At 64.0% G+C, this 25178-nt stretch carries 27 protein-coding genes; 19 read left to right on the top strand and 8 right to left on the bottom strand.

All coding sequences use genetic code 11. The features are described 5' to 3' along the window. Window positions 1-43: 43 nt before the first annotated feature. Window positions 44-1456 (top strand): nucleobase:cation symporter-2 family protein, encoded by a 1413-nt coding sequence (locus AC2FLM_RS19150; protein WP_496859516.1) that lies wholly within the window; start codon window positions 44-46, stop codon window positions 1454-1456. A 172-nt stretch (window positions 1457-1628) separates the two neighbouring features. On the opposite strand, the gene AC2FLM_RS19145 is transcribed toward AC2FLM_RS19150, so the two are convergent. After that, window positions 1629-2612: a type I glyceraldehyde-3-phosphate dehydrogenase gene (locus tag AC2FLM_RS19145; protein ID WP_496859515.1), complete on the bottom strand. Its 984-nt coding sequence runs from the start codon at window positions 2610-2612 to the stop codon at window positions 1629-1631. A gap of 382 nt (window positions 2613-2994) precedes the next feature. Then, the gene (locus tag AC2FLM_RS19140; RefSeq protein ID WP_496859514.1) at window positions 2995-3918 is read right to left on the bottom strand and encodes an aldo/keto reductase; all 924 of its coding nucleotides are present in this window, start codon (window positions 3916-3918) and stop codon (window positions 2995-2997) included. 186 nt (window positions 3919-4104) lie between these two features. On the opposite strand from AC2FLM_RS19140, the gene AC2FLM_RS19135 reads away from it, so the two are divergent. Beyond that, window positions 4105-5034, top strand: a complete 930-nt coding sequence (locus AC2FLM_RS19135; RefSeq protein ID WP_496859513.1) for an AraC family transcriptional regulator — start codon at window positions 4105-4107, stop codon at window positions 5032-5034. A 41-nt stretch (window positions 5035-5075) separates the two neighbouring features. On the opposite strand, the gene AC2FLM_RS19130 is transcribed toward AC2FLM_RS19135, so the two are convergent. Further along, window positions 5076-5903, bottom strand: coding sequence for a bifunctional allantoicase/(S)-ureidoglycine aminohydrolase (locus AC2FLM_RS19130; protein ID WP_234139311.1), 828 nt, complete (start codon window positions 5901-5903; stop codon window positions 5076-5078). A 185-nt stretch (window positions 5904-6088) separates the two neighbouring features. Here AC2FLM_RS19130 and AC2FLM_RS19125 point away from each other — a divergent pair, with 185 nt between their 5' ends. From AC2FLM_RS19125 to AC2FLM_RS19095, 7 genes are all read left to right on the top strand, one after another. Then, window positions 6089-6436 (top strand): hypothetical protein, encoded by a 348-nt coding sequence (locus tag AC2FLM_RS19125; RefSeq protein ID WP_496859512.1) that lies wholly within the window; start codon window positions 6089-6091, stop codon window positions 6434-6436. A 273-nt stretch (window positions 6437-6709) separates the two neighbouring features. Next, window positions 6710-7501, top strand: a complete 792-nt coding sequence (locus AC2FLM_RS19120; RefSeq protein WP_496859511.1) for a class I SAM-dependent methyltransferase — start codon at window positions 6710-6712, stop codon at window positions 7499-7501. A 272-nt stretch (window positions 7502-7773) separates the two neighbouring features. Continuing rightward, the gene (gene gcvH / locus AC2FLM_RS19115) at window positions 7774-8133 is read left to right on the top strand and encodes a glycine cleavage system protein GcvH (RefSeq protein ID WP_496859510.1); all 360 of its coding nucleotides are present in this window, start codon (window positions 7774-7776) and stop codon (window positions 8131-8133) included. A 213-nt stretch (window positions 8134-8346) separates the two neighbouring features. Beyond that, the gene (locus AC2FLM_RS19110; RefSeq protein ID WP_496859509.1) at window positions 8347-9582 is read left to right on the top strand and encodes an acyl-CoA dehydrogenase family protein; all 1236 of its coding nucleotides are present in this window, start codon (window positions 8347-8349) and stop codon (window positions 9580-9582) included. 5 nt (window positions 9583-9587) lie between these two features. Beyond that, the gene (locus tag AC2FLM_RS19105; RefSeq protein WP_496859508.1) at window positions 9588-10379 is read left to right on the top strand and encodes a thioesterase family protein; all 792 of its coding nucleotides are present in this window, start codon (window positions 9588-9590) and stop codon (window positions 10377-10379) included. A gap of 107 nt (window positions 10380-10486) precedes the next feature. Then, window positions 10487-11089, top strand: a complete 603-nt coding sequence (locus AC2FLM_RS19100) for a DUF1007 family protein (protein ID WP_234143151.1) — start codon at window positions 10487-10489, stop codon at window positions 11087-11089. After that, window positions 11074-11973: a nickel/cobalt transporter gene (locus tag AC2FLM_RS19095; protein ID WP_496859507.1), complete on the top strand. Its 900-nt coding sequence runs from the start codon at window positions 11074-11076 to the stop codon at window positions 11971-11973. Before AC2FLM_RS19100 ends, AC2FLM_RS19095 begins: the two co-directional genes overlap by 16 nt. An 18-nt stretch (window positions 11974-11991) precedes the next feature. Here AC2FLM_RS19095 and AC2FLM_RS19090 read toward each other — a convergent pair whose 3' ends face one another. Beyond that, window positions 11992-12888 (bottom strand): alpha/beta fold hydrolase, encoded by an 897-nt coding sequence (locus AC2FLM_RS19090; RefSeq protein WP_496859506.1) that lies wholly within the window; start codon window positions 12886-12888, stop codon window positions 11992-11994. A gap of 228 nt (window positions 12889-13116) precedes the next feature. Here AC2FLM_RS19090 and groES point away from each other — a divergent pair, with 228 nt between their 5' ends. From groES to AC2FLM_RS19060, 6 genes are all read left to right on the top strand, one after another. Further along, a complete protein-coding gene (gene groES / locus AC2FLM_RS19085) occupies window positions 13117-13404 on the top strand; it encodes a co-chaperone GroES (protein WP_011046635.1) in 288 nt (95 codons plus the stop codon). Between the two features lie 62 nt (window positions 13405-13466). Beyond that, window positions 13467-15107, top strand: a complete 1641-nt coding sequence (groL, locus tag AC2FLM_RS19080; RefSeq protein ID WP_234139320.1) for a chaperonin GroEL — start codon at window positions 13467-13469, stop codon at window positions 15105-15107. Window positions 15108-15381: 274 nt separating this feature from the next. Further along, a complete protein-coding gene (locus AC2FLM_RS19075; protein ID WP_496859505.1) occupies window positions 15382-15852 on the top strand; it encodes a GNAT family N-acetyltransferase in 471 nt (156 codons plus the stop codon). Between the two features lie 47 nt (window positions 15853-15899). Continuing rightward, entirely contained in the window at window positions 15900-16742 is an 843-nt protein-coding gene (locus AC2FLM_RS19070) for a DMT family transporter (protein ID WP_496859504.1), read from the top strand. Window positions 16743-16780: 38 nt separating this feature from the next. Then, window positions 16781-17554 (top strand): alpha/beta fold hydrolase, encoded by a 774-nt coding sequence (locus AC2FLM_RS19065; RefSeq protein ID WP_496859503.1) that lies wholly within the window; start codon window positions 16781-16783, stop codon window positions 17552-17554. Continuing rightward, on the top strand, window positions 17551-18699 hold the full coding sequence (locus AC2FLM_RS19060) for an alpha-D-ribose 1-methylphosphonate 5-triphosphate diphosphatase (protein WP_496859502.1): 1149 nt from the start codon (window positions 17551-17553) through the stop codon (window positions 18697-18699). The genes AC2FLM_RS19065 and AC2FLM_RS19060 overlap by 4 nt, the downstream gene beginning before the upstream one ends. A gap of 132 nt (window positions 18700-18831) precedes the next feature. Here the strand turns inward: AC2FLM_RS19060 and AC2FLM_RS19055 are convergent, their stop codons facing one another. The 3 genes from AC2FLM_RS19055 to AC2FLM_RS19045 form a co-directional block, all read right to left on the bottom strand. Continuing rightward, window positions 18832-19905: a 5-(carboxyamino)imidazole ribonucleotide synthase gene (locus AC2FLM_RS19055; protein ID WP_496859501.1), complete on the bottom strand. Its 1074-nt coding sequence runs from the start codon at window positions 19903-19905 to the stop codon at window positions 18832-18834. After that, entirely contained in the window at window positions 19898-20386 is a 489-nt protein-coding gene (gene purE, locus AC2FLM_RS19050; protein WP_234218551.1) for a 5-(carboxyamino)imidazole ribonucleotide mutase, read from the bottom strand. Before purE ends, AC2FLM_RS19055 begins: the two co-directional genes overlap by 8 nt. An 89-nt stretch (window positions 20387-20475) precedes the next feature. After that, window positions 20476-20700 (bottom strand): YdcH family protein, encoded by a 225-nt coding sequence (locus AC2FLM_RS19045; RefSeq protein ID WP_234139327.1) that lies wholly within the window; start codon window positions 20698-20700, stop codon window positions 20476-20478. A 168-nt stretch (window positions 20701-20868) separates the two neighbouring features. Here AC2FLM_RS19045 and AC2FLM_RS19040 point away from each other — a divergent pair, with 168 nt between their 5' ends. The 4 genes from AC2FLM_RS19040 (at window position 20869) to AC2FLM_RS19025 (ending at window position 23349) form a co-directional block, all read left to right on the top strand. Then, window positions 20869-21282, top strand: coding sequence for an Hsp20 family protein (locus AC2FLM_RS19040; protein WP_234143159.1), 414 nt, complete (start codon window positions 20869-20871; stop codon window positions 21280-21282). A gap of 3 nt (window positions 21283-21285) precedes the next feature. Beyond that, window positions 21286-21510, top strand: a complete 225-nt coding sequence (locus AC2FLM_RS19035; protein ID WP_011046645.1) for a DUF1150 family protein — start codon at window positions 21286-21288, stop codon at window positions 21508-21510. Window positions 21511-21605: 95 nt separating this feature from the next. Further along, on the top strand, window positions 21606-22484 hold the full coding sequence (locus tag AC2FLM_RS19030) for a PhzF family phenazine biosynthesis protein (protein WP_496859500.1): 879 nt from the start codon (window positions 21606-21608) through the stop codon (window positions 22482-22484). A 4-nt stretch (window positions 22485-22488) separates the two neighbouring features. Beyond that, the gene (locus AC2FLM_RS19025; RefSeq protein ID WP_496859499.1) at window positions 22489-23349 is read left to right on the top strand and encodes a hypothetical protein; all 861 of its coding nucleotides are present in this window, start codon (window positions 22489-22491) and stop codon (window positions 23347-23349) included. Window positions 23350-23408: 59 nt separating this feature from the next. Here the strand turns inward: AC2FLM_RS19025 and AC2FLM_RS19020 are convergent, their stop codons facing one another. Then, window positions 23409-25118 carry a bifunctional sulfate adenylyltransferase/adenylylsulfate kinase gene (locus AC2FLM_RS19020; protein ID WP_496859498.1) on the bottom strand — a complete coding sequence of 570 codons (1710 nt, stop codon included), beginning with the start codon at window positions 25116-25118 and terminating at the stop codon, window positions 23409-23411. Window positions 25119-25178 lie beyond the last annotated feature (60 nt).

Below are 25178 nucleotides of genomic sequence, written 5' to 3'. Positions count from 1 at the left end.
GCGGCAAGACCCCCATGATCCACACAGGGAGGACAGTGATATCATGGCCGACACTTCGATAGGGACTGCGGATCAGCTCCGCGATCCGAATTACACCCCGCCGCTGGCAAAGGCGGTGCCGCTGGGTATCCAGCATGTGCTGGCGATGTTCGTCTCGAACGTCACGCCCGCGATCATTGTGGCAGGGGCGGCGGGTTTCGGCTTTGGCTCGAACTCGCCCGATTTCCCGCAGCTCCTTTATCTCATCCAGATGTCGATGCTGTTTGCCGGCGTGGCGACGCTGTTGCAGACGGTGACCATCGGTCGGGTCGGCGCGGGCCTGCCGATCGTGCAGGGGACCAGCTTTGCCTTTCTGCCGATCATGATCCCGCTGGTCGCGGGCAAGGGGCTGGATGCGCTGGCGGCGCTGTTCGGCGGCGCGATCATCGGCGGCCTGTTTCATTTCTGTCTCGGCTTCTTCATCGGGCGCATCCGTTTTGCCCTGCCACCGCTGGTGACCGGTCTGGTGGTGACGATGATCGGTCTGGCGCTGGTCAAGGTCGGCATCCAGTATGCGGCGGGCGGCGTGCCCGCCATCGGCACGCCGGAATACGGCTCGCTTCTCAACTGGTCGGCGGCGCTGGTGGTGATCCTGGTGACGCTGGGGTTGAAGTTCTTTGCCCGGGGCATGCTGTCGGTCTCGGCGGTGCTGTTGGGGCTGATCGTCGGCTATGTCTATGCGCTGATGGTGGGCATGGTGACATTCGAGGCGATTGGCACCAGCTGGAGCCGGGCGGCGGGCTTTGCGCTGCCGGTGCCGTTCAAATACGGGTTCGAATTCTCGCTGGCCGCCGTCATCGGCTTTGCCATGATGGCAGTGGTTTCGGCCATCGAGACGGTGGGCGATGTTTCGGGCATCACCAAGGGCGGCGCGGGGCGCGAGGCAACCGACAAGGAAATCGCCGGCGCCACCTATGCCGACGGTCTGGGCACCGCTGTTGCGGGCCTCTTCGGCGCGTTCCCCAACACCTCGTTCAGCCAGAACGTGGGCCTGATCGCGATGACCGGGGTGATGAGCCGCCATGTGGTCACGATCGGGGCGCTGTTCCTGATCCTCTGCGGGTTGGTGCCCAAGGTGGGCGCGATCATCCGCACCGTGCCGATCGAGGTTCTGGGCGGCGGGGTCATCGTCATGTTCGGCATGGTGGTCGCCGCAGGCGTCTCGATGCTGTCGGACGTGCACTGGAACCGGCGCAACATGGTGATCTTTGCCATCGCGCTGTCGGTCGGGCTGGGTTTGCAACTGGAGCCCGGTGCGGTGCAGCATCTGCCCGATACCGCGCGTATCCTGATGACCAGCGGGTTGTTGCCCGCCGCCGTGATTGCCATCGTGCTGAACCTGGTCCTGCCGCAGGAACTGGGCGAGGAGGCGACCGAGGAGGTTTCGGGCGGCATGGCCGGACACGGGCGCAAGTAAGGGGTTTCATCGGGCGGGCCACTCCCGCCCGGTTCCGCCGCATCGAAGATGCGTTGGCCCCGGTTGGGCCGGGCGCGCGGGGCCTGCCCCGCGCGTCGATCGCGCCAAGGCGCGATGCCTCCGGCGGAGGTATTTTCGAACAGAAGAAAGCTGCGGGTGGATATGGGCAGGGTTATCCGGCCATCAGACGGGCGATATCCAGCATCCGTGCCGAGAAGCCCCATTCATTGTCGTACCAGCCGAACACCCGGACTTGCCGGTCCCCTACCATGCGGGTTTCGGGACCGGCGATGACCAGCGATTCAGGGCGCGCGCGCAGGTCGGAGGAGACCAGCGGTTTGTCGGTCCAGCCGAGCACAGGCGAGGCGTTGACTGCTTCGCGCAGGGCGGTCTCGAACTGCTCGGGCTTCATTGTGCTGGCAAGTTGCACGACCAGATCAACAGCCGAGACGCTGGCGGTCGGAACCCGGACCGCCGCACCCGAGATACGGCCGGCCAGATGCGGCAGCACCTCGTCGATCAGATGGGTGGCGCTGGAGGTGGTGGGCACCATCGATAGCGCCCCGGCCCGGGAGCGGGCCAGATCGCCCCGGGGCGCGTCGACCATCGGCTGGCTGTTGGTGTAGCAGTGGATCGTCGTCATATGCGCGCTGACGATGCCCGCGATGTCATCGATCACCCGCGCCAGCGGTGCCAGCCCGTTGGTGGTACACGAGGCGTTCGAGACGATACGGGCATTGCCCAGAAGCGCCTCGTTCGCGCCCAGCACCACGGTGATTTCGGCGGCGGGCGAGGGGCCCGAGATCAGCACCTTGCCAGCTCCGGCACCGAGGCCCCGGGCGGCGACGTCCGATGTGCGGGCAATGCCGGTGCAATCGAGCAGAACGTCCACGTCCGACAGGTCGACCCGTGCGAGGTCGGCGCTGTGGGTGACCGGAATGGTCAGGCCATCGACGATGAGGCTGTCGGCGCCGGTGGCAACGCTGCCGCGCCAGGGGCCGAAGGTGCTGTCATATTCGAAGAGATAGGCGCAGGTTTCGAGCGGTGCGATATCGTTGATCAGCACCAGGTCGATATCGGTGGCCCGCGGCGCAGCCAGCAGCTGCCGCAGGATGGTGCGGCCGATGCGGCCGAATCCGTTGATCGCGAGTCTCATGGGCAAGCTATGGCAGGAGCTTTGACCGATCTCAATGCCCAGACACGGCTTGCCTCACAGACAGTTGACCCTGGCAAAGAACTCGCCCGAAATTTCTGGTACAGCGTCTTGCGGTCCACCATTCAACGGGTCTCCTGCTACGCAACCGCGACCGCCGGGCCAAAGATGGACAGGGCGAGAAGGGTGGACAAGACGCGATGCCGCTTCTTGGTGAAACCTCCGGTGCAGCCCGAAACCCTGTGATGTTCCGAGCAGATTGCACAGGGTCTGAAAAGCCCCAGCCGGCGCGCGCCGGGGAAAAGAACACAGGAAAAGGGACGCTGGCATGCCCCTGACTTTCAAAAACTGCGCGCTGATCCCGGTCGGGCGGGCACGATCGGTCTCACCCCATGAAACGTGGGTCGCCTGTTGCCCAGGCAACACCATCGCCCCGATCCATCGTTTCGATCAAGGCCATATCATCGTCATCAAGGGCAAAGCCGAACAGATCAATGTTCTGTTGCACCCGCCGGGGGTTCAGGCTTTTGGGCAGGACCGCGAACCCCCTTTGCACGCCCCAGCGCAACAGGACCTGTGCTTCGCTCACACCGTGTTTCATGGCCATCGCCTTGAAGGGAGAATGTTTATCGGTTCCGTCTGCCTGCATCTCGGCAGTCTTGCCGCTGGCTTGCCCTGGTTCCGCACGCCAGGTGGAGAGGGGAACGAGTGAGCTGTAGGCGATCGGAGCAATGCCGTTTTCGGCCATGAAAGCCAGAAGTTCGCGCTTCTGACTCCAGGGATGCAGCTCGATCTGGTTGTATTCTGGCATCGGCAGACCCGCCGCCCGGATCTCTTCGATATGGGCTTCGGTATAGTTGCTTACCCCGATGGCGCGGGCCTTGCCCTGAGCCTTGAGATCGACCAGCGCCCGCCATTCGTTCAAGCGTTCGGCGCCGCCTGACGGGGCGTGGATCAGGTACAGGTCGACATGGTCGAGCCCCAGTGCCGCGCGCGACGCCTCGAACGCGGCAATGGTTTCGTCATACCCCTTTGGCGTGTCTCCCCAGGCCGGGTTGCCGGGCCAAAGTTTCGTCGTCACGAACAGGTCCGCGCGGTCAAGCCCGGTTGCGGCAAGGCCGTCGCGGATGCCTTGGCCCACGCCGGCCTCGTTGTGGTACCCCGCCGCGGTGTCGATATGGCGATACCCGGCCCCGATAGCGGTCGCGACTGCTGCTGCGGCGTTCTCGTCGGCAATGAGGTAGGTACCGAAACCGACCAGCGGGAGGCCGTTTGCTGTCATGGGGGTCTCGTTAAGTGAGTTGGTCATCCCTGTTCTCCAAGAAGTCGTTCGGGGGTTTGAAAAATTGCTCTATTAGAGAAGTAATAGTGAAAACAGGCTGCTGTTTTTGACAATTTCTCTCAAAGTATTGTCATATTCTCTAACTACTCGTAAAAATAATGTCGTGTGCCGGTCTGTGGTAAACCTGCCTTGCGAGACGTTTATGGAGGTCCGATGCACTCGGGACTTGTTAGGTTGGCGGGTGAACTGGCTGCGCCCGAGGCGGCAGGGGGCGTTACCCAGCTTGGCTTGGGTGGGGCTGTGCTGCTGCGGCGCACCCAGCCCTCGGCTATCGAGGGTACACTGTACCGGCCTTTGCTCTGCGTGATTTTGCAGGGTGCCAAGGATGTTTCCGCCGGAACTCTGTCGGTGCATTGCCCGGCGGGGAATGTCATTATCGTCAGCCACGATCTGCCGGTTCTGTCGCGGATCACCCGGGCTTCTCTGGCCGAGCCTTACATCGCCGTGGTGCTGCGACTGGATCTTGGCATCCTGCGCAGCTTCTTCGATCGGATGCCGGACATTGCTGGGGGTGAGGACAATGCGGCGGCGCTTCTGTCTTGTCCGGCGGATGGTGAATTGTTGGATGCTATCGTTCGGCTCCTCACGCTCGCCCGGCAAGAGATCGCGGCACCGCTGCTTGGTCCGATCCTGCTGCGCGAGATCCACGCCCGGCTATTGTTGTCGCCGCAGGGCGCTATCCTCAGGCGTTTCCTGAACCGAGAGGACCCGTCAAATCACGTCGCGCGCGCGATTGCCTCGATCCGCGCCTCGATCGAGGCGCCGATGAAAGTGTCGGCGTTGGCCGAGCATGCCGGCATGAGCACGTCGTCGTTTCATGCGCATTTCAAGGCGGTGACCGGTTTGACCCCCGGACAATACCAGAAGGATATCCGCCTGCTCGAAGCGCGGCGCCTGATCCTGGACAGCGATGCGGCGGTGTCTTCGGTTGCGTTCGACGTCGGCTATGAAAGCCCCGCGCAGTTCAGCCGCGATTACGCCCGCAAGTTCGGATGCCCACCGCGAGAAGACCGCAACAGGGCACGAGAGCCGGACTCGGATCGGTCAACGGCGTTCGTGTCGCAGCCCGCCGCGGTCAACTGAGGACGAATGGCAGATGCCGGATACCCGGCATCCTGCGGGTATTAGCGCCGCGGCAGCGCCATGTGCCGGTTCACATCCTTGTAGAGCAGATAACGGAACGGCCCCGGTCCGCCTGCGTAACAGGCCTGCGGGCAGAAGGCGCGCAGCCACATGTAATCGCCCGCCTCGACCTCGACCCAGTCCTGGTTCAGCCGATAGACTGCTTTGCCCTCCAGCACATAGAGCCCGTGTTCCATCACATGGGTTTCGGCAAAGGGAATGACGCCCCCGGGCAGGAAGTTCACGATGGTGACATGCATGTCGTGGCGCAGGTCGTCGGGATCGACGAAACGCGTCGTCGACCAGCGCCCCTCGGTGCCCGGCATCTCGTTCGGGGCGATATCCTGTTCGCGGGTCACGAAAGGTGTCGGGGTCTCAAGGCCCTCGACCGCCTCATAGGCTTTGCGGATCCAGTGGAACCGGGCAGCGGGGCCTGCATGATTGCGCAGCCGCCATGGGTAACCCGCCGGGATATAGGCATAGCCGCCGGGTTCCAGCACATGATCGGCCCCGTCGAGGGTCAATGTCACCGCCCCCTCGACCACGAACAGCACCGCCTGCGCGCCTGCATCGGTCTCGGGGCGGTCGCTGCCGCCGCCGGGTTTAACCTCCATGATGTAATGCGAGAAAGTTTCGGCGAAACCACTTAGCGGCCGGGCAAGAATCCAGGCCCGCGTTTCCTCCCAGAAAGGAAGCTTGCTGGTAACGATGTCGCGCATCGTGCCCCTTGGGATGACCGCGTAGGCCTCGGTGAACATGGCCCGGTCTGTCAGCAACTGCTCTTGTCCGGGATGGCCGCCTTGCGGGGCGTAATAGGTGGGAGATGCCATGGGTGCCTCGTCGTGTTCTCTGCGCCAATCTGGGACGGGGACGACGGCAGTCCAAGTGCGGATGGTCAGATAGGAACCTTCGTGTTTATTTGAAGATTGCCGGGGCCGGGGCATCCGGACGCGTTGGCGTTCGGGTCGAGGCCGTGTAATCATCCGGCAAATCCGCCGGAATTGAGGAGTGAGCGATGAAACTGGTTGTGGCGTTTCTGCTGGCTGTTGGACTGTGCGGGGGGGCGGCCGAGGCCAAGCCAATCTCGCGCATCATCGCCGAGCTGGGGCTGGAGCCCGAGGATTTCCAGTTGATGGGCGCGGCTTCGCGGCAGTTGATTGTCGATGGAAAGCCCGTGGTCGGGCGCGAAAGCGGCTGGGAGAACGCAACGACCGACTCGCTGGGAACCGTTCGGGTCGACGCGGTGCAGGGTGATTGCGCGGTGCTGCACCATGTGATCCGACCAAAGGGCGCGGCAAATGCGCGGGTGATCGGCACCCGGATGTGCAAGGGCGCCGATGGTGCTTGGGTGCTGACGCCATAAGACGGCGTATCGGTCACGTCAGCGCTATTCGGGGTTGTCCGGCTCCTGACCCTTTGGCGCCGCTCGCGCCGTTTTTGGCGCATGGTCGTTCCAGGCCTGGGCAACCTGTGCCGTGGCGCGACCCCCTGTTTCGTGACAAGGTGCTGTCACGACATGATCGGAGTTCGCTGGAAGGGAAGTTCGAGTCCTCCCGATGAAAAGCACCCAGTTTGAACCGAACTGACGGTGATGGTAGCGCTGTCCAAGGAGCGCAGGGAGACGGGGAAACACTCAATGACATTTCAATTGGCGGGTGACGGGCCCAAGATTTACGAAAAAGTCATGGTGCCCCTTTGGTTCGGCCGATGGGCCGAGGCTCTGATCGACCAGCTCTCACTTCGCAGTTCGGAACGTGTCTTGGATGTTGCCTGCGGCACGGGGGTGACAACCCGATTGACCAAGACAAAGGTAGGGTCAGGCGGCAAGGTAGACGGCCTCGACATCAATGCTCCGATGCTCGCGCAAGCGAAGGAACTGGCCGGTGATCTCGATATCGCCTGGATCGAAAGCGATGTTTGCGACATCGGTCTGCCCTCGGAGTCCTACGATGTCATCCTGTCGCAGCATGGATATCACTACTTCCCTGACAAGCCGCAGGCGCTCCGAGAGTTCTTGCGGCTTCTTGTTCCGGGCGGTCGTCTGGGTTTCTCGATCTGGGATGGGCACAGCCCGTATACAAGCGCTATTTGTGCTGCGGTTGAGCAGCACATTTCCCCAGAGATTGCGAGAAAACAGCGGTCGCAACGGGAAACACCGTCCGCAGACGAGCTGAAGGACCAAGTGAGCGCCCAAGGGTTCTCCGATGTCGTCGTTTATCGTCAGGAACTGATGATCGACGTGCCGCTTGCGCGCGAATTTGTGCCATTGCATTTGCGTTCGATGCCCATAGCACGTGCGTTCACCGAGCTCTCAGAAGATGCTCAGCAAGCACTCATAAACGATGTTGGGGACTCCCTGGCGGATTATGCCCAGGGCAACCGGCTGGTCTACCCGGACGCCGTGCACGTCGCGATTGGCTTCAAATAGGTATCCGCATGGTGGTTCTCGGATTGAGCTGACTTGGGTCCGGCCGCAGCCAAGGACCGCTTTGCCCCGTTACCGGGGCCTCGGAGCCGGGCAGCGGCAACCAACGGCTTCCGCGCCACCTGCCCAACGGCGCTCTGTGCCGCGCGATCCCGAGGCGATTGGAACGTGCCTTCAAGCGTGTCGATGCCTTTGGCCATTTGCTCTATTGCCGCAAATCGAGACCGGGGCTAGGCTCGCCGGCAGCAAGCGTTTTTCACAGGGAAAGACACCGGATGAAATATACCGAAGAGCATGAATGGCTGCTGGCTGAGGACGACTTGATCGTAGTTGGTATTACCGCCCATGCGGCCGAGCAGTTGGGCGATGTGGTGTTCGTGGAGCTGCCCGAACCCGGCACCGAGGTCAGCAAGGATGACGAGATCGTGGTGATCGAGTCGGTCAAGGCAGCCTCGGATATCCTGGCGCCGCTGGATGGTGAGATCGTCGAGGTGAACGGAGCCCTGGCCGACAATCCCGGCATGGTCAACGAGGATCCGATGGGCGAGGCCTGGTTCTTCAAGATGCGGCCCTCGGACCTGTCGCCGATGGACGATTACATGGACGAAGCGGCCTATACCGACTTCATCAGCTGATCTGGGGCCTTCGCGCGCGGCAGGCGGCCGTTTTCCGCGCCGGAAAACGGCCCGGAAAACCCTGTTTTCCGGCACCGCACGCGTGGCACCTCACCGGCCCGATCACATTCGGGCCGGTGACGTTTCGTCACGCGGCTGGACATTCCCGCGCGGGCCAAGTCATCCTCGATCCAGACATTCCCCCCGTTGTCCGGGGGCAGGGGAGGCCAAGCCATGAACATGACGTTTGCGATGCGCGACGAGAACCGCAAGCTTCTCGACCGGGTCGCGGCGATGATCCGTGACGAGATCATGCCGCTGGAGGATGAGTACCACGCCGAAATCGCCAAGGGCGACCGCTGGCAATACACTGACCGCCAGACCGAGATCCTCGAAGGGCTCAAGACCAAGGCCAAGGCCGCCGGTCTGTGGAACTTCTGGCTGACCGACAGCGACCGCGGTTTTGGTCTCACCACCGTCGAATACGCCTATTTCGCCGAGGAGATGGGCAAGACACCGCTGGCGGCCGAGGTGTTCAACTGTTCCGCCCCCGATACCGGTAACATGGAAGTGTTCGAGCGCTACGGCAGCGAGAAGATGAAGCAGGACTGGCTGGCGCCGCTTCTGGAGGGTCAGATCCGCTCGGCCTATCTGATGACCGAACCGGATGTGGCCAGTTCGGATGCCACCAACATATCGATGTCTTGTGTCCGTGATGGCGATGATTACGTGCTGAACGGCGAGAAATACTGGGCCTCGGGCGCCGGTGACCCGCGCTGCAAGGTCTATATCGTGATGGTGAAGACGGGGGGCGAGGACGCGCCCAAGCACCAGCGCCATTCGATGATCGTGGTGCCCGCCGGGACCGAGGGGATCGAGATCCTGCGCCCGATGCTGGTATTCGGCCACGATGACGCGCCGCATGGCCACATGCATCTTCGGTTCACCAATGTCCGCGTGCCGGCCGAGAACATCCTGGTGGGCGAGGGGCGGGGCTTCGAGATCGCGCAGGGGCGTCTGGGGCCCGGCCGCATCCATCATTGCATGCGCTCGATCGGTCAGGCCGAGATCGCGCTGGAACGCATGTGCAAACGCGCGCTCGACAAGGAAGCCTTCGGCAAGAAGCTGGCGCATCTGGGTGCCAATTACGACATCATCGCCGAATGCCGGATGGAGATCGAGATGGCGCGCCTGTTGTGCCTCAAGGCCGCCTGGATGATGGATCAGGGCGATGCGCGCGCCGCGGCACCCTGGATCAGCCAGATCAAGGTGGTGGCGCCGCGAGTGTCGCTAAAGGTGATCGACGAGGCGATGCAGATGCATGGTGGGCAGGGGATCAGCCAGGACACGCCGCTGGCCGCCGCCTGGACCGGCCAGCGCACCCTGCGCTTTGCAGATGGTCCCGACGCGGTGCATCGCCGCCAGATCGCCCGGACCGAGCTGAAGAAATACACGCAGGAAAAGGTCTGACATCCGTGACGGCCCCGGTCTATTTCACCGAAACCGAACCGGGGCTGTTTGTCGGCAACGATCCCGCGCGTGGCCCCTGGTCGCCCGATCACTGTCATGCCGGGCCGGTCACCGGCCTGGTGGCACGCGCGGCCGAGGCGGCCGCCGGGCCGCACAAGATGCTGACCCGGCTGACGCTCGACGTGCTGAAACCGCTGCCGCTGGCGGGGCTGCGGATCACCACCGAGATAACGCGCAACAGCCGTACGCTCACCACAACCCGGCTGGCCCTGCACGATGACGAGGGTACGCTTTGCCTCACCGGAACCTCGATGCATCTGGTGCGCAAGGAACTGGGAGAGGTGCCCACCGCAACGGTGCCGACCCCTGATTTTGACCGCGCGCGACCCGGTCCGGCGTTGCTGGTGGGCAAGCTGCATGACCAGCCCGCCTTTGGGCAGTTTATCGAGATGGCCTATCCCGAAGGCGAGGATCTGGGGCCGGGGCCGAAAACCGTCTGGATGAAGGCGCCGCATTTGCTGGCCACCGAGGCGCCGTCGCCGATTCAGGCGATCTGTCCTCTGGCCGATTGCGGCAACGGCATTTCCTGGAACGAACCGCCGGTGCGGTTTGGTTTCATGAACACCGATCTGACCCTGCAAATCCACCGTGAACCGCAGGGCGACTGGTTTGCGGCCGAGGCCGTATCGCATTGGCAGCCAAACGGGATCGGCATGTCGCAGGCGGTTCTCTATGACACGGCCGGGCCGGTGGGGATGGCCTTGCAGACGCTGGTCCTGCATCCGATGGCGAAATAACGCCGCCGCCGCGCAGGCCCGGATTGTCAGCCCCGCGTCCGCGCCCTATCGTCCGGCCCATGCGCCGGATTGCCCTTGCCCTTTCTCTGTTGCTCCCCGCGCCATTGATGGCGCATCCGCATGTCTTCATCGACACCGGGTTCGAGCTGATCTTTGCCCCTGACGGGGCGCTGACCCATGTTCGGGTCACCTGGGCCTATGATGATTTCTATTCGCTGGTCATCCTTGAGGAACTGGGAATGGACCCCGATGGCGATGGCAGTCTGACACCCGAGGAAGAGGCGCAACTGGCCGGGTTCGACGCGCAATGGATCGACGGCTATAACGGCGATCTCGATTTGCGCTTGGGCGATCAGCCGCTGGCGCTGTCCGGCCCGCTGGAGCCCACCGCCACCACCGAGGCGGGGCGGATCGTGTCGACCCATCTGCGCGCGGTTTCCGATGGCAGAATGGGGTCGGGGGCATCCCTGTCGCTGCGCCCCTATGACGAGACCTATTACACCGCCTACGAGGTTGCGCGCCCGGTCACCCTCAATGGGCGCGACGATTGCCTGCTGGAGCGGTTGGAGCCCGATATCGACGGGCAACTGGCCGAGATGCAGGAGATGCTGTTGCGCATCGACGCCGATGCCGATCTGGAGGAGATGGATATCCCCCTGATTGGCGCTGAATTCGCCACCGAGATCCGGGTTACATGTCCCGGCTCGTGATCGTGCCGGTCGCGCTGGTGCTGGCCCTCTTGGGCTGGTTCTGGGTGAGCGGCGGTTTCGACCAGCTGGCGATGTGGGCGGCGGGCGAGCAACGGGATTTTCAGAACCAGATCGCCCAGGCGCTGCGCGGCTTGCGCAGCGGGCAGGGCGGGGCGCTGTTGCTGCTGTTGTCGGTCTGTTTCGCCTATGGGTTCTTCCACGCCGTGGGGCCGGGCCATGGCAAGGTGCTGATCGGCGGCTATGGGCTGGGCCGGCGGGTGCCGGTGCTGCGGCTGGCGGCAATCGGGCTGGCATCGAGTCTGGGTCAGGCAGTCACCGCGATCGCGCTGGTTTATACCGGGGTAATGGTGCTGGATCTGGGGCGTCAGCATCTGGTCGGCGTGACCGAGCGTGTGATGGCGCCTGCTAGCTATGCCGCCATCGCGTTGATCGGCTGCTGGCTGGTCTGGCGGGGTGCCCGGCGGCTGCTGGCTGCGCGACAGACCACGCATGAGCATCACCATCACGACGGCGAGACCTGTTCCCACTGCGGGCACAAGCACGGCCCCAGCCTGAGCGAGGTCGAACAGATCGGCACCCTGCGCGAGGCGCTGGCGCTGATCGCCAGCATCGCCATCCGCCCCTGCACGGGCGCGCTGTTCGTTCTGATCCTGACCTGGCAGATGGGCATCGCATTGGCCGGAATCGCTGGAACACTAGCCATGGCGCTGGGCACGGCCAGTGTGACCGTCGGGGTGGGGCTCGCTTCAGCGGGGCTGCGTGGCGGGGTGCTGGGCGCGGCCTCGGCCTGGCGGTTCGCGGGGGTTGCCCTGCCGATTGTGGAACTGGCCGCCGGTCTGGTCGTTGCGACCCTTGCCGGCGGGTTGTTCCTGAGAGCGATCTAGTCGCCGCCGGGCCGGCGCTTAGGTGCGGCGGGTAATGAAATCGCGCACCAGATCGACCATCACCGGGGCCAGTTTCGGGGTGATGATGTGACCCATGCCCTCGATAGGCTGAAACTCCGAACCCGGAATATGGGCGGCGATCTCTTCTCCCATCTCCAGCGGGATCAGCGTGTCTTGCTCGCCATGGATCACCAGGCAGGGCAGGCCGAGCTTGCGCAGGCCGGGGCGCCGGTCGGGCGCGTGCAGGATGGCCAGGACCTGCCGGTTCTTGCCTGCCGCATCGACGCCACGCGCCCAGGCGCGTTCGGCCATGGCGCGGATATCGGCCTCGGGCATCGGATAGCCGGGGCTGCCCCACAGCCCGTGTTCGGCAACCTGCGCCTCCAGATAGTCCGGCTGTGTCACGTCGCGCACGAGCAGGCTTGAGGTCAGCGCCAGCAATGCCTCGCGCCCCTCGGCAGCGCGTTCGGTAAAGGGGCGGCAGGCGGTCATCACGATGGTTGCCGACAGCACCCGGTCAGGCTGGTCGATGCAGAGCTGTTGCAGCACCGCGCCCCCCATCGAGATGCCAAAGAAATGCGCGCGTTCGATCCCCAGCGCATCCATCAGGCCGGTGACATCGCCGACCATATCCTCGATTCCATAGGGTTTGGGCAGGTCCGCGCCCGCGCCAAGTGCCGCCAGAATTTCGTCGGCGCTGTCGGGCACGTCTGGTGCCGGGCAACGCTGCGACAGGCCTACATCGCGGTTGTCAAAGGCAATCGTTCGGAACCCGGCGGCGGCGAAGCCCGCGTTCAACTCCTCGGGCCAATGCACCAGCTGGCTGCCCTGTCCCCGGATCAGGATCAGCGGCACGCCGTCAACCGGTCCGCTTTCTTCAACCTCAAGATAGATTCCGTTCGCTTCGATCCGCATCTTCCCGGCCCCTCATATCGATCGGGCAAATCTGCGCATGTGAATGGCGGTTGTAAACCAGGTTCGACCTTGGACACGACAGTCGCAACTTTTCGTATCTCCGATGTTGACTCGGTTCTTTCGACCCCCTAGCTATGCGCCGTTAGCACTCGCTAGACCTGAGTGCTAATGCCTCTGTAAAAGAGCAGGGGGAGGGAAACAAACTTTGAGCCTCAAGGAGCTGCAAAGATGGCATTGAAACCGCTTCATGACCGCGTGCTGGTTCGCCGTACGGAAAGCGAAGAGAAAACCGCAGGCGGCCTGATCATCCCCGATAGCGCCAAGGAAAAGCCCAGCGAAGGCGTTGTTGTCGCCTGTGGCGAAGGCGCCCGCAAGGATAGCGGCGAGCTGATCGCGATGGCAGTCAAGTCGGGCGACCGGGTTCTGTTCGGCAAATGGTCGGGCACCGAAGTCACCGTCGACGGCGAAGAACTGCTGATGATGAAGGAAAGCGACATCATGGGGATCATCGAGTAAGCCACGCGCTTCTCTGATCTCTGGTCGCATCATTCCAATCAAATTTCTCAAGGAGAAAGAACATGGCTGCTAAGGACGTCAAGTTCAACACCGAAGCCCGCAACAAGATGCTCAAGGGCGTCAACATCCTGGCCGACGCGGTCAAGGTGACCCTGGGCCCCAAAGGCCGCAACGTGGTTCTGGACAAATCGTTCGGTGCCCCCCGCATCACCAAGGACGGTGTGTCGGTCGCCAAGGAAATCGAACTGGAAGACAAGTTCGAGAACATGGGCGCGCAGATGGTGAAAGAAGTCGCCAGCCGCACCAATGACGAGGCCGGCGACGGCACCACCACCGCGACGGTTCTGGCCCAAGCCATCGTCAAGGAAGGCATGAAATCGGTTGCCGCTGGCATGAACCCGATGGATCTGAAGCGCGGCATCGACCTGGCCACCGCCAAGGTTGTCGAGGCCATCAAGGCCGCCGCCCGCCCCGTGAACGACAGCGCCGAAGTGGCGCAGGTCGGCACCATCTCGGCCAACGGCGAAACCGAAATCGGTCGCCAGATCGCCGAAGCCATGCAGAAGGTCGGTAACGAGGGTGTCATCACCGTCGAAGAGAACAAGGGCCTGGAAACCGAGACCGACGTGGTCGAGGGCATGCAGTTCGACCGCGGCTACCTGTCGCCCTATTTCGTCACCAACGCAGACAAGATGATCGCAGAACTCGAAGACTGCATGATCCTGCTGCACGAAAAGAAACTCTCCTCGCTGCAGCCGATGGTTCCGCTGCTCGAGCAGGTGATCCAGTCGCAAAAGCCGCTGCTGATCATCGCCGAGGATGTCGAAGGCGAAGCGCTGGCAACCTTGGTGGTCAACAAGCTGCGCGGCGGTCTGAAGATCGCGGCCGTCAAGGCACCGGGCTTCGGCGATCGCCGCAAGGCCATGCTGCAGGACATCGCCATCCTGACCGGCGGTCAGGTGATCAGCGAAGACCTGGGCATGAAGCTCGAGTCCGTGACCATGGACATGCTGGGCACCGCCAAGAAAATCTCGATCACCAAGGACGAGACCACCATCGTTGATGGCGCAGGCGAGAAGGCCGAGATCGAAGCCCGCGTGGCCCAGATCCGCACCCAGATCGAAGAGACCACCAGCGACTATGACCGTGAGAAGCTGCAAGAGCGTGTTGCCAAACTGGCAGGCGGCGTTGCCGTGATCCGCGTTGGCGGCATGACCGAGGTTGAAGTGAAAGAGCGCAAGGACCGCGTCGATGACGCCCTGAACGCCACCCGCGCTGCCGTGCAGGAAGGTGTCGTTGTGGGCGGCGGTGTTGCTCTGGTTCAGGCCGGCAAAGGCCTCGAAGGCCTGGAAGGCGCAAATGCCGACCAGACCGCCGGCATCAACATCGTGCGCAAGGCCATCGAAGCGCCGCTGCGCCAGATCGCCGAGAACGCAGGCGTCGACGGTGCCGTGGTTGCCGGCAAGGTGCGTGAATCGGGCGATGCCTCGTTCGGCTTCAACGCGCAGACCGAAGAATATGGCGACATGTTCAAGTTCGGCGTGATCGACCCGGCCAAGGTTGTCCGCACTGCTCTGGAAGACGCGGCCTCGGTTGCAGGCCTGTTGATCACCACCGAAGCGATGGTTGCCGACAAGCCGCAGAAAGACGCCCCCGCAGGCGGCGGCATGCCCGACATGGGCGGCATGGGCGGCATGATGTAAGAGGCGATTTCGCCTGAACATCATCTGTCAAAGGTGCGTGTTCATAGGCCTCTGGGCCTATGTGATACCCACCCTTCGCAGTAGAATACCGGGGCCGCCCTTGGGCGGCCCCTTTGTTTTTCCAACCGCCGCAGCAGGCAGAGTCTCGCCGGTTTCGTTTACGGGGAAAGAAAACACTTGGGTGACCGTGACCTTGCGGGCCATGCGGTGTATGCCGAACCCGCCGATCGGGGCGAACTGAACCGCCCTCAGTCTAGCGAAAGTTGAGCTTTGCATGAGACCATTTCCGCCCGCCGTATTCCCCGATCTGGTCGATGCCTTGCTGCGTTCAGCCTTCGATACCGGGGCCGAGGCGGATTTGGTGCGCGAATTGCGCGCCGACCGGGACATCGCCACCGAGATCACCTTTCAGGAATTTGGCGAGTTGCTGGGCTATTCCGCTCTGTCGTGGATGCGCGCGCCTGACGGCTGGCTGTGTCTGGCCCCGCTGGCGGTTGCGCCCAAGGCGCAGGGGCGTGGAATCGGCTCGAAAGTGCTGCAACTGACCCTGAAATGGGCGGCAGAGCGCGACCTGACCATAGTGGTGCTGGGCGATCCCGCCTATTACGAGCCGCGCGGTTTTTCGAGTGCCCGCGCATCGGCGTTGCACGCACCCTATCCCAACGACCATCTGATGCTGGCCGGACCGGGCGGCAATGCGCCCGAGGCGCGGCTGGTCTATCCGCTCGCGTTGGAGCCGCGCTGACGCGTATGTGTCTGTTGCACCGGCCCGCAATCCTGTAGTCCGGTGACATGCGTCTGTTCCTGCTTACCGCCCTGACCATGACCGCCTTTGCCGCCAATTCGGTTCTGAACCGTCTGGCGGTGGCTGGCGGCTGGGCGGATCCGGGTGGCTTTGCCATCGTTCGGGTGCTGGCCGGGGCGATGATGCTGGCCCTGCTCGTTCTCGCGCAGCGCCAGCGGTTGCCCCTCTGGCATCGGCGCCGGATTCTGGGGGCAGGCGCTCTTACCTTGTATATGGTGGGCTTTTCACTGGCCTATCTGACGCTGGATGCCGGGTTGGGCGCACTCATCCTGTTCGGTGTCGTGCAGATCGCCATGTTCGGCTGGAGTGCCGCCACGGGTGCGCCGCCGACGCATCGGCAGTTGGCTGGCGCGATGATTGCCTTTGCCGGGCTGGTCTGGGTGCTCTGGCCGGCGGGCACCTTTCGCGTCGATACGGGCGGGGCCGGTCTCATGGCGCTCGCCGGGATCGGCTGGGCCGCCTATACGCTGGCGGGGCGGGGCGAAGCGGATGCGCTGGCCGCGACGGGGGCCAATTTCGTGATGGCCCTGCCGTTGACCGCCGGTGCGATCCTGCCGTTAGCGGGGCTGCCTGCCATGACCTGGCAGGGCGTGTTGCTGGCGCTGGTCTCCGGGGCTGCAACCTCGGGTCTCGGCTATGCGCTCTGGTATCGGTTGGTGCCCGCCCTGGGGCCGGTCCGCGCCGCGACGGTACAGCTGAGCGCGCCTGTCATCGCGGTGCTGGGGGGCGTGCTGCTGCTGGGCGAGACGGCCCCGCTGCGCCTGCTTCTTGGTGGCGCAGTCCTGTTGGGCGGGATCGCGCTGTCGATCCGCCGCGCACCGGCTGCTTGAGCCTTTCGTTGCGCTGCAATTCGCAGTATGCCGCGCCCATGCGGTGCCTGCCTGTTCTCTTCCTCTGTCTGTTGCCCAGTGCCCTCTGGGCCGACTGTGTCGTGCTGCTGCACGGGTTGGCGCGGACTGAGGCGTCGCTGACGGTGATGGACCAGGTGTTCGAGGCGCGCGGTCTGCAGGTGGTGCGTCCCGGCTATCCCTCGACCGACATGCCCATCCCGGAACTGGCGCGTGAGACCCTGCCGCCAGCGATATCCGCTTGTGGCGATCAGACAGTGCATCTGGTCGCCCATTCCATGGGGGGTATCCTGATCCGCTACTGGCTGCTCAGCAACCGGCCCGCTCATCTGGGCCGGGTGGTGTTGTTGGCGCCGCCAAACCAGGGCAGCGAACTGGTCGACGAACTGGGCGCCTGGGAGGTGTTCGGCCGTCTGAACGGTCCGGCGGGTCTGGCGCTGGGTACTGGTCCGGACAGTGTCCCACGCAGCTTGCCACCGGTGGATTACCCGGTTGGCGTGATCGCGGGCGATCAGTCGCTGAACCCGATCTTCTCGTCGATCATCCCCGGTCCCGATGACGGCAAGGTCTCGGTTGCCTCGACCCGGGTGGCGGGCATGACCGACCATCTGGTGTTGCCGGTCACCCACACCTTCATGATGAACAACCCGCGTGTCATCGCACAGACCCTGCATTTCATCGAGAATGGGCATTTCGATGCGGATCTGACCTGGCTCGACGCTGTTTTCGAAACGATAGATCGCGTCTGCCTGCGCAGCGAGTGCTGGGAAGCACCGGGGGAGGGAGATCGATGACCGGCGTTGAGGTGACCCTGACCGGCGCAGAGGTGCTTTTGCCCGATGGCCCCACGCGCTGCGACCTGTTCCTGTCGGGTGGGCAGGTGGTTGACGCCCCCGCCGGGCGCCGCGTCGATCTGAGCGGTTACCTGGTCTTGCCCGGCATTGTCGATCTGCATGGCGACGGGTTCGAGAGGCACATGGCGCCGCGCAGGGGCGCGATGAAGGAAATGACCGAAGGCGTTGTGGCCGCCGAGGCGGAACTGGCGGCCAACGGGATCACCACCGCTGTACTGGCTCAATTCTGGAGCTGGGAGGGCGGTCTGCGTGGCCCGGATTTCGCCGCAGGTGTGTTTCAGGCGATCCGACAGGTCCGGGACGGGGTGGTTACGGATCTGATCCCGCAATTGCGTTTCGAAACCCATCTGCTCGCGGATTACGCGACACTGCCCGAGCGGCTCGTGGAATGGCAGGTTCCTTACGTTGTATTCAACGATCATTTGCCGCACGACCGGCTGGCCGAGGGACGCAAACCGCCCAGGCTTGCGGGGCAGGCGCTCAAGGCGGGCCGCAGCCCCGAGGCACATCTGGAACTGCTGAAGGCGCTGCATGCAAATGGCCCGCAGGTGCCGAAAGCTCTGGATGAACTCTGCGCCGACCTGCACCGGCGGGGGGTCCGCATGGGCAGTCATGACGACCACAGCGCCGCCGATTGCGCCACCTGGCAGCGGCGCGGGTTGACGATCTCGGAGTTTCCCGAGACGCTCGAGGCCGCTGAGGCCGCACGCGAGGGTGGCGGCCATATCATCCTCGGCTCACCCAACGTTGTGCGTGGCGGCTCGCACAAGGGCAATGTCAGCGCGCTCGACCTGATTGCCATGGGGCTCTGCGACGCGCTGGCCTCGGACTACCACTATCCCAGCCCGCGCCGCGCGGCACTGATGTTGGTACGTACGGGGCTTCTCGACCTGGGCGCTGCCTGGGCGCTGGTCAGCAGCAGCCCGGCCCGGGTGCTAGGGTTGACCGACCGGGGGGAACTGGCGCCCGGCAAGCGCGCCGATCTGGTGATCCTCGATGCGCAAAGCCACCGGGTCGCCGCGACGTTTGCCGCGGGCCGGGTCAGCTACATGTCCGGGGATGCGGCCACACGTTTCCTGACCTGAACTCATTCACTTTGCAGGCAAATACTCCCGCCGGAGGCATCGCGCGCAGCGCGATAGGGGCTGCGCCCCGTCTCAGGCCCAACGGGCCGTCGGCGGGGCGCGCGAAATCCGTGCCGGATTTCGCCGCCTGCCTCAACCGCCTCGCTTGATCCGGTTGACATGTCCCATCTTGCGACCGGGCTTCACCTCGGCCTTGCCATAGAGATGCAGTGCCAGATCGCGTTCGGTCGCCAGTTCCGGCACCCGCTCCATATCGGCGCCGATCAGGTTCTCCATCACCACATCCACATGCCGCTGCCCGTCGCCCAGCGGCCAACCCGCCACCGCGCGGATATGCTGTTCGAACTGGTCCACGGAGCAGCCGTTCTGGGTCCAGTGGCCCGAGTTATGCACCCGGGGCGCGATCTCGTTCACGATCAGCCCGGCCGGCGTCACGAAGAGCTCGACCCCCATCACGCCCACATAGTCGAGCGCATTCAGGATCCGCGCCGCCAGCAGCACCGCGTCGGTGCGCTGCGCCGCGCTCAGCCGCGCAGGCACGGTGGTGGTGTGCAGGATACCGTCGCGATGCACGTTCTCACCGGGATCGAAACAGGCGACCTGCCCATCCAGTCCACGCGCGGCGATGACCGAGACCTCGTGAGTGAACTGCACGAACCCTTCGAGGATCGCGGGCGCGCCTGCCATATCGGCCAGCGCCGCCGCGGCATCCCCCGGCGATTTCAGCCGTGCCTGCCCCTTGCCGTCATAGCCAAAGCGGCGGGTCTTGAGGATCGCGGGTGTGCCGATCTCGGCAATCGCGGCCTCCAGGCTCGCGAGATCGGTGACATCGGCAAAGGGCGCCGTCATCAGGCCCAGATCGCGCAGAAAGCTCTTCTCGGTCAGCCGGTCCTGGCTCACCCGCAGCGCCTCGCGCCCGGGGCGGATCGGGCGGTGCGCCTCGAGGATATCAAGCGCCTCGGTCGGGATGTTCTCGAACTCATAGGTGATGACATCGACCGAGGCGGCAAATGCCGCCAGGGCCGCGGCGTCGTCATAGCCTGCGGTGGTCACCTGATCAGCCACCTGACCGGCAGGCGGGTTGGCGCCGGGTTCATAGATATGGGTGACAAAGCCCAGCCGCGCGGCGGCAACCGACAGCATCCGGCCCAGTTGGCCGCCACCCAGGATACCGATCCGCGCCCCCGGTTTCAGCGCCTCACTCATCGACCGGCTCCTCGGGGATCGAGGCCGACAGCGCCGTGCGCCAGGCATCCAGCCGTTCGGCAAGGTCCGCATCCTGCAAGGCGAGGATGCCGGCGGCCATCAGCCCCGCATTGGCCGCCCCCGCCGCGCCGATCGCCATGGTGGCAACCGGATAGCCCTTGGGCATCTGCACGATGGAGTAAAGCGAATCGACCCCCGACAGGGCGCGCGTCTGCACCGGCACGCCAATGACCGGCACCCGCGTCTTGGACGCCATCATGCCCGGCAGATGCGCGGCCCCGCCGGCACCGGCGATGATGACCTGCAAACCGCGCCCCACGGCGGCACGGCCATAGTCCCACAGCCGGTCCGGGGTACGATGTGCCGAGACGATCCGCGCCTCGTAGGCCACGCCCAGTTCATCCAGAATTTCCGCTGCACCCTTCATGGTCGGCCAGTCCGACTGGCTGCCCATGATGATCCCTACCTTGACCCCGGCCATGTGCCCCGCCCTCTGTGGAAAGAGCGCGCACTATAGCCAAAACCGGCCAACTGGCAATGCGGTATGGCGGCGTGCCGGGACAGGCCGGATCAGGCGATGATATCGGGGGTCAGGCGGTCCTCGATCATCGCGATGATGTCCTTGAGGCGCAGTTTCTGCTTCTTCAGCCGTTTCACCGTCAACTGATCGGCGGTGCCCTTTTCCTCCAGCGCGGCGATGGCCTCGTCCAGGTCGCGGTGCTGGCGCCGGAACACTTCCAGTTCGACCCGCAGAACCTCATCCGTTTTCATCGACATATCACTGGGTGCGTTCATTCGGGCGACTCGCAGGTCTGTTTCCAAGGTGCTGCAAAGAATACGCTTTTACTCTGATTTCGGCCAGACCTTGTGGTGTGTCCGATTTCTTCCCATATTCTGTGTCAAGCGGTTGCCGGTTTCGGGGCCGCGCGTGAACGTCGCTTTGACCACAAGGACGAGAGAAACGTGTCGAAACTTACTCTGGGCTCTTACCCCCATATGCTGGGCTTCGAGCAGCTGGAACGGCTGCTGGAGCGTTCGGCCAAATCCGGGAACGAGGGCTATCCTCCCTACAATATCGAGCAGACCTCCGACACCTCTTATCGGATCACCCTTGCGGTGGCCGGTTTTGCCGAGGCGGATCTGTCGATCACGGTCGAGGATCGCCAGCTGGTGATCCGTGGCCGTCAGAGCGACGACAGCGAGGGGCGGGTGTTCCTGCACCGGGGCATCGCCGCGCGCCAGTTCCAGCGCATGTTCGTGCTGGCCGAAGGGGTCGAGGTGGGCGAGGCCGTGATGGAAAACGGTCTGTTGCATGTCGATCTCAGCCGCGCGGTGCCGCAATCGGTGGTTCAGACGATCAATATCAGGAAAGGGTAAGCGATGCATACTCCGTTCGATTTCAAGGATGACGGCGACCGGATCGTCTATGTCAAGACGGTCGATGTTGCTGATCTGCCTGACGAGGTTCGCCAACAGGCGGGCGGGCGTGATCACCTTTACGCGGTGCATAATGCCGCCGGAGAGCAGCTGGCGCTGGTGGCCGACCGGCGGATGGCCTTCGTGCTGGCACGCCAGAACGATCTGTCGCCCGTCGCGGTGCATTGATCCGGGCCCGCGACGGGGCCGGATTTCCCGCGTGACATTTGCGGCGGAACCGCCGAAACATGCGGTTCTGCGGGCAGATGGCGAAAGGGTCGCGGATGAACTGGTACGATTTTGACTGGGTGGACGCGTTCACCGACCGCCCCTTTGGCGGCAACGGCTGCGCCGTGGTCCATGGTGGCGCGGGTCTGCCAGCCGAGTCCTGCATGAGCTTTGTGCGGGAAACCTCGCTGGTCGAATGCACCTTTACCGGGCCGTCGGATGTGGCCGATCTGAAGGTGCGCTATTTCCTTGCCAGCCGCGAGATCCCCTTTGCCGGCCATCCCACCATCGCAACCGTCGCCGCGCTTGCCGCGCGCGGCTTCATCGACAAGACCGATCTGGTGCTGGAAACCGGCGCCGGGCTGGTGCCGATCCGCATCTCGGGGGACGAGATCGAGATGACCCAGGTGGCGCCCCAATTCGGCGCGCTGGTGCCCGCCGAGCAGGTGGCGCGGGTCATCGGCCTGCCACCCGAGGCCATCGTGTCGCCGCCGCAGATGGTGTCGACCGGGCTGCCGTTTTGCATCACCGTACTGCGCGACCGCGCCGCGCTCGAGGCCGCGCGGCTGGATGTGGCGGCGCTGACCGCGATGGCGGCGGGGCTTGGCTATGACGGGTCGGATATGCTGGAGCCGTTTCTGGTCACGCTCGAAGGCGCGACCGAGGCGGGCGATACCTTTGCCCGGCTGCTGCTGGCGCCGCCCAGCCCGCCCGAGGATCCTTTTACGGGATCGGCGACCGGCGCCATGGCCGCCTATCTGTGGCATCACGGATTGATGGCAAAAGACACGTTCATCGCAGAGCAGGGGCATGGCATGGGCCGCCCCGGTCAGGCGCGCGTCACGCGTCTGGGACCACCCGAGGCGATGACGGGGATCAAGGTCGCCGGGCAGGGCTATGTCCTGATGCGCGGCCAGGTCCACCTGCCGGGATAAGCGCATGTCCGATCCTGCCATTGCCGTTCTGCCCTATGGCATGAAACTTGGGCCGTCCCTGTCCGGGACACCGCTCGACCGGTTGAACTGGCCGCTGGGATGCCCCGAACGCCTGGCAGGGAAAACCGTGGGCGATCTGGGGCCGGGGGATCACCTGCTTGTCTATCCCCGCACCGGAACCCATTTCCGGCTGAACCGGGGGACGCGCGCGCGTATCTCGCTGATCATGGCGGAACCGGCGGTGATCCATGCCAAGCATTACGCACTCTTGCGCGTCACCTGGCGGCGCTTTCACCGGGTCCTGACCTTTAACCAAGAGGCGGTGGACCGCCTTCCCAATGCGCGGCTCTTGCTCTTTGGCTCGACCTGGGTGCCCGAGTGGCGCGGCCTGACACCCGAAAAGGTGGCGCAATGCTCGCTCATTGCCTCGGCCAAGCGGGACAGCACCGGCCACAAGCTGCGCCATGCGGTGGTGGATTGGGTGCGCGCCAGCGGTCAGGACGTAGCAGTGCTGGGGCGGGGCTATCAGCCCTTTGACAGCAAGGCCGACGGGCTGGCGCCCTATCGCTATTCCGTGGTGATCGAGAATGTGCAGGAGCGGAACTATTTCTCGGAGAAACTGCTGGATGCGGTGCTCTGCGAGACGGTGCCGATCTATTGGGGCTGCCCGAATATCGCTGATTTCGTCGACACCCGCGCGATGATCCTGTGTCAGGGCGAAGAGGATATTCGCCGCGCGGTCATGGTGATGAGTGCCGAGGATTACGCCGCCCGGCTACCTGCCCTGCGCGTGCTCAAGGACCAGGTTGCCCCCTATGCCGCGCATGAGGCACGGGCGGCGCAGATGATCCTGGACGAGCTTTAGGCAAGAATGACAAAGGCCCGGGAGCGATCCCGGGCCTTCTTGCGTTCTGGGATAGGCGATCAGCCTGCGATCAACCCCATGTTTTCCAGCTTCAGAAGCACCTGATGGGCGCAGTTGTCGACCTCGACATTCTCGGTCTCGACGCGCAGTTCAGGGGCCTCAGGCACGTCATAGGGGTCCGAGATGCCGGTGAACTCCTTGATCTTGCCCTCACGGGCCAGCTTGTACAGGCCCTTGCGGTCGCGGCGTTCGCATTCCTCGATCGAGGTGGCGACATGCACCTCGACAAAAGCGCCGAACTGTTCGATCTCCTCGCGTACCGCCCGGCGGGTGGTGGCATAGGGTGCGATCGGGGCACAGATGGCGATGCCGCCATTCTTGGTGATCTCGCTGGCAACATAGCCGATACGGCGGATGTTGAGGTCACGGTGCTCTTTCGAAAAGCCCAGTTCGGAACTGAGATTCTTGCGCACGATATCGCCGTCCAGCAGGGTGACCGGGCGACCGCCCATCTCCATCAGCTTGACCATCAGCGCGTTGGCGATGGTCGATTTGCCCGAGCCCGAGAAGCCGGTGAAGAACACGGTAAAGCCCTGTTTCGAGCGCGGCGGCGAGGTGCGGCGCAGTTCCTTGACCACTTCGGGGAAGGAGAACCATTCGGGGATCTCCAGCCCCTCGCGCAGGCGGCGGCGCAGTTCGGTGCCCGAGATATCCAGCACCGTGTCGCCCTCGGGGACCTCGGAGACGGGGTAATACTGGGCCTTCTCCTGCACATAGACCATGTGCTTGAAGTCCACCATTTCCAGGCCGATCTCGTCCTGATGCTTCTTGAACAGCTCCTGCGCGTCATAGGGGCCATAGAAGTCCTGGCCCTGGCTGTTCTTGCCGGGGCCGGCATGGTCGCGGCCGACGATGAAATGGGTGCAGCCGTGGTTCTTGCGGATCAGCCCGTGCCAGACCGCCTCGCGCGGGCCAGCCATACGCATGGCCAGGTTCAGCAGGCTCATCGAGGTGGTGGCGGCGGGATATTTGTCCAGCACCGCCTCGTAGCAGCGCACGCGGGTGAAGTGATCGACGTCGCCCGGTTTGGTCATGCCGACAACCGGATGGATCAGCAGGTTGGCCTGGGCCTCGCGCGCGGCACGAAAGGTCAGTTCCTGATGCGCCCGGTGCAGCGGGTTGCGGGTCTGAAAGGCGACGATGCGGCGCCAGCCCACCTTGCGGAAATAGGCGCGCAACTCGTTGGGCGTGTCGCGGCGGGCGCGGAAATCGTAATGCACAGGCTGTTGGATGCCGGTCACCGGGCCACCCAGATAGACCTTGCCCGCAACGTTGTGCAGGTAGTTGACCGCAGGGTGCGCCTGATCGTCGGCGCCAAAGACCATCTCGGCCTCGCGCGCCTTGTTGGGCACCCATTTGTCGGTCACGGTCATGGTGCCCAGGATCACGCCCTCCTGGTCGCGCAGCGCGATGTCCTGGCCCAGTTCGATCCCGTCGGCGAATTCTTCCTTGACGTCCAGCGTGATGGGCATGGGCCAGAGGGTGCCGTCGGCCAGCCGCATGTTCTCGACGACATTGTCATAATCGGCCTCGCTCAGAAATCCCTTGAGGGGCGAGAAGCCGCCATTCATCAAGAGTTCGAGGTCGCAGATCTGGCGGGGCGTCAGGTCGTGGCTTTTCAACTCGGCCGCCTCCATCTTCAGTTTCTGCGCCGAGTCGTAGGAGACATAGAGTTCCGGGATCGGAGCGAGGTTGCTCAGCATGGTCATGTCGATACTCTTGATCTGTAAGGTCACTGTGTTGAGGGGTCTGTGCTGGCGGTGCAATAG

The sequence above is a fragment of the Ruegeria sp. SAZD011 genome (assembly GCF_059612545.1).
The sequence above is the reverse complement of the archived record's forward strand: the minus strand, read 5'-3'. Positions and strand labels throughout refer to the sequence as shown.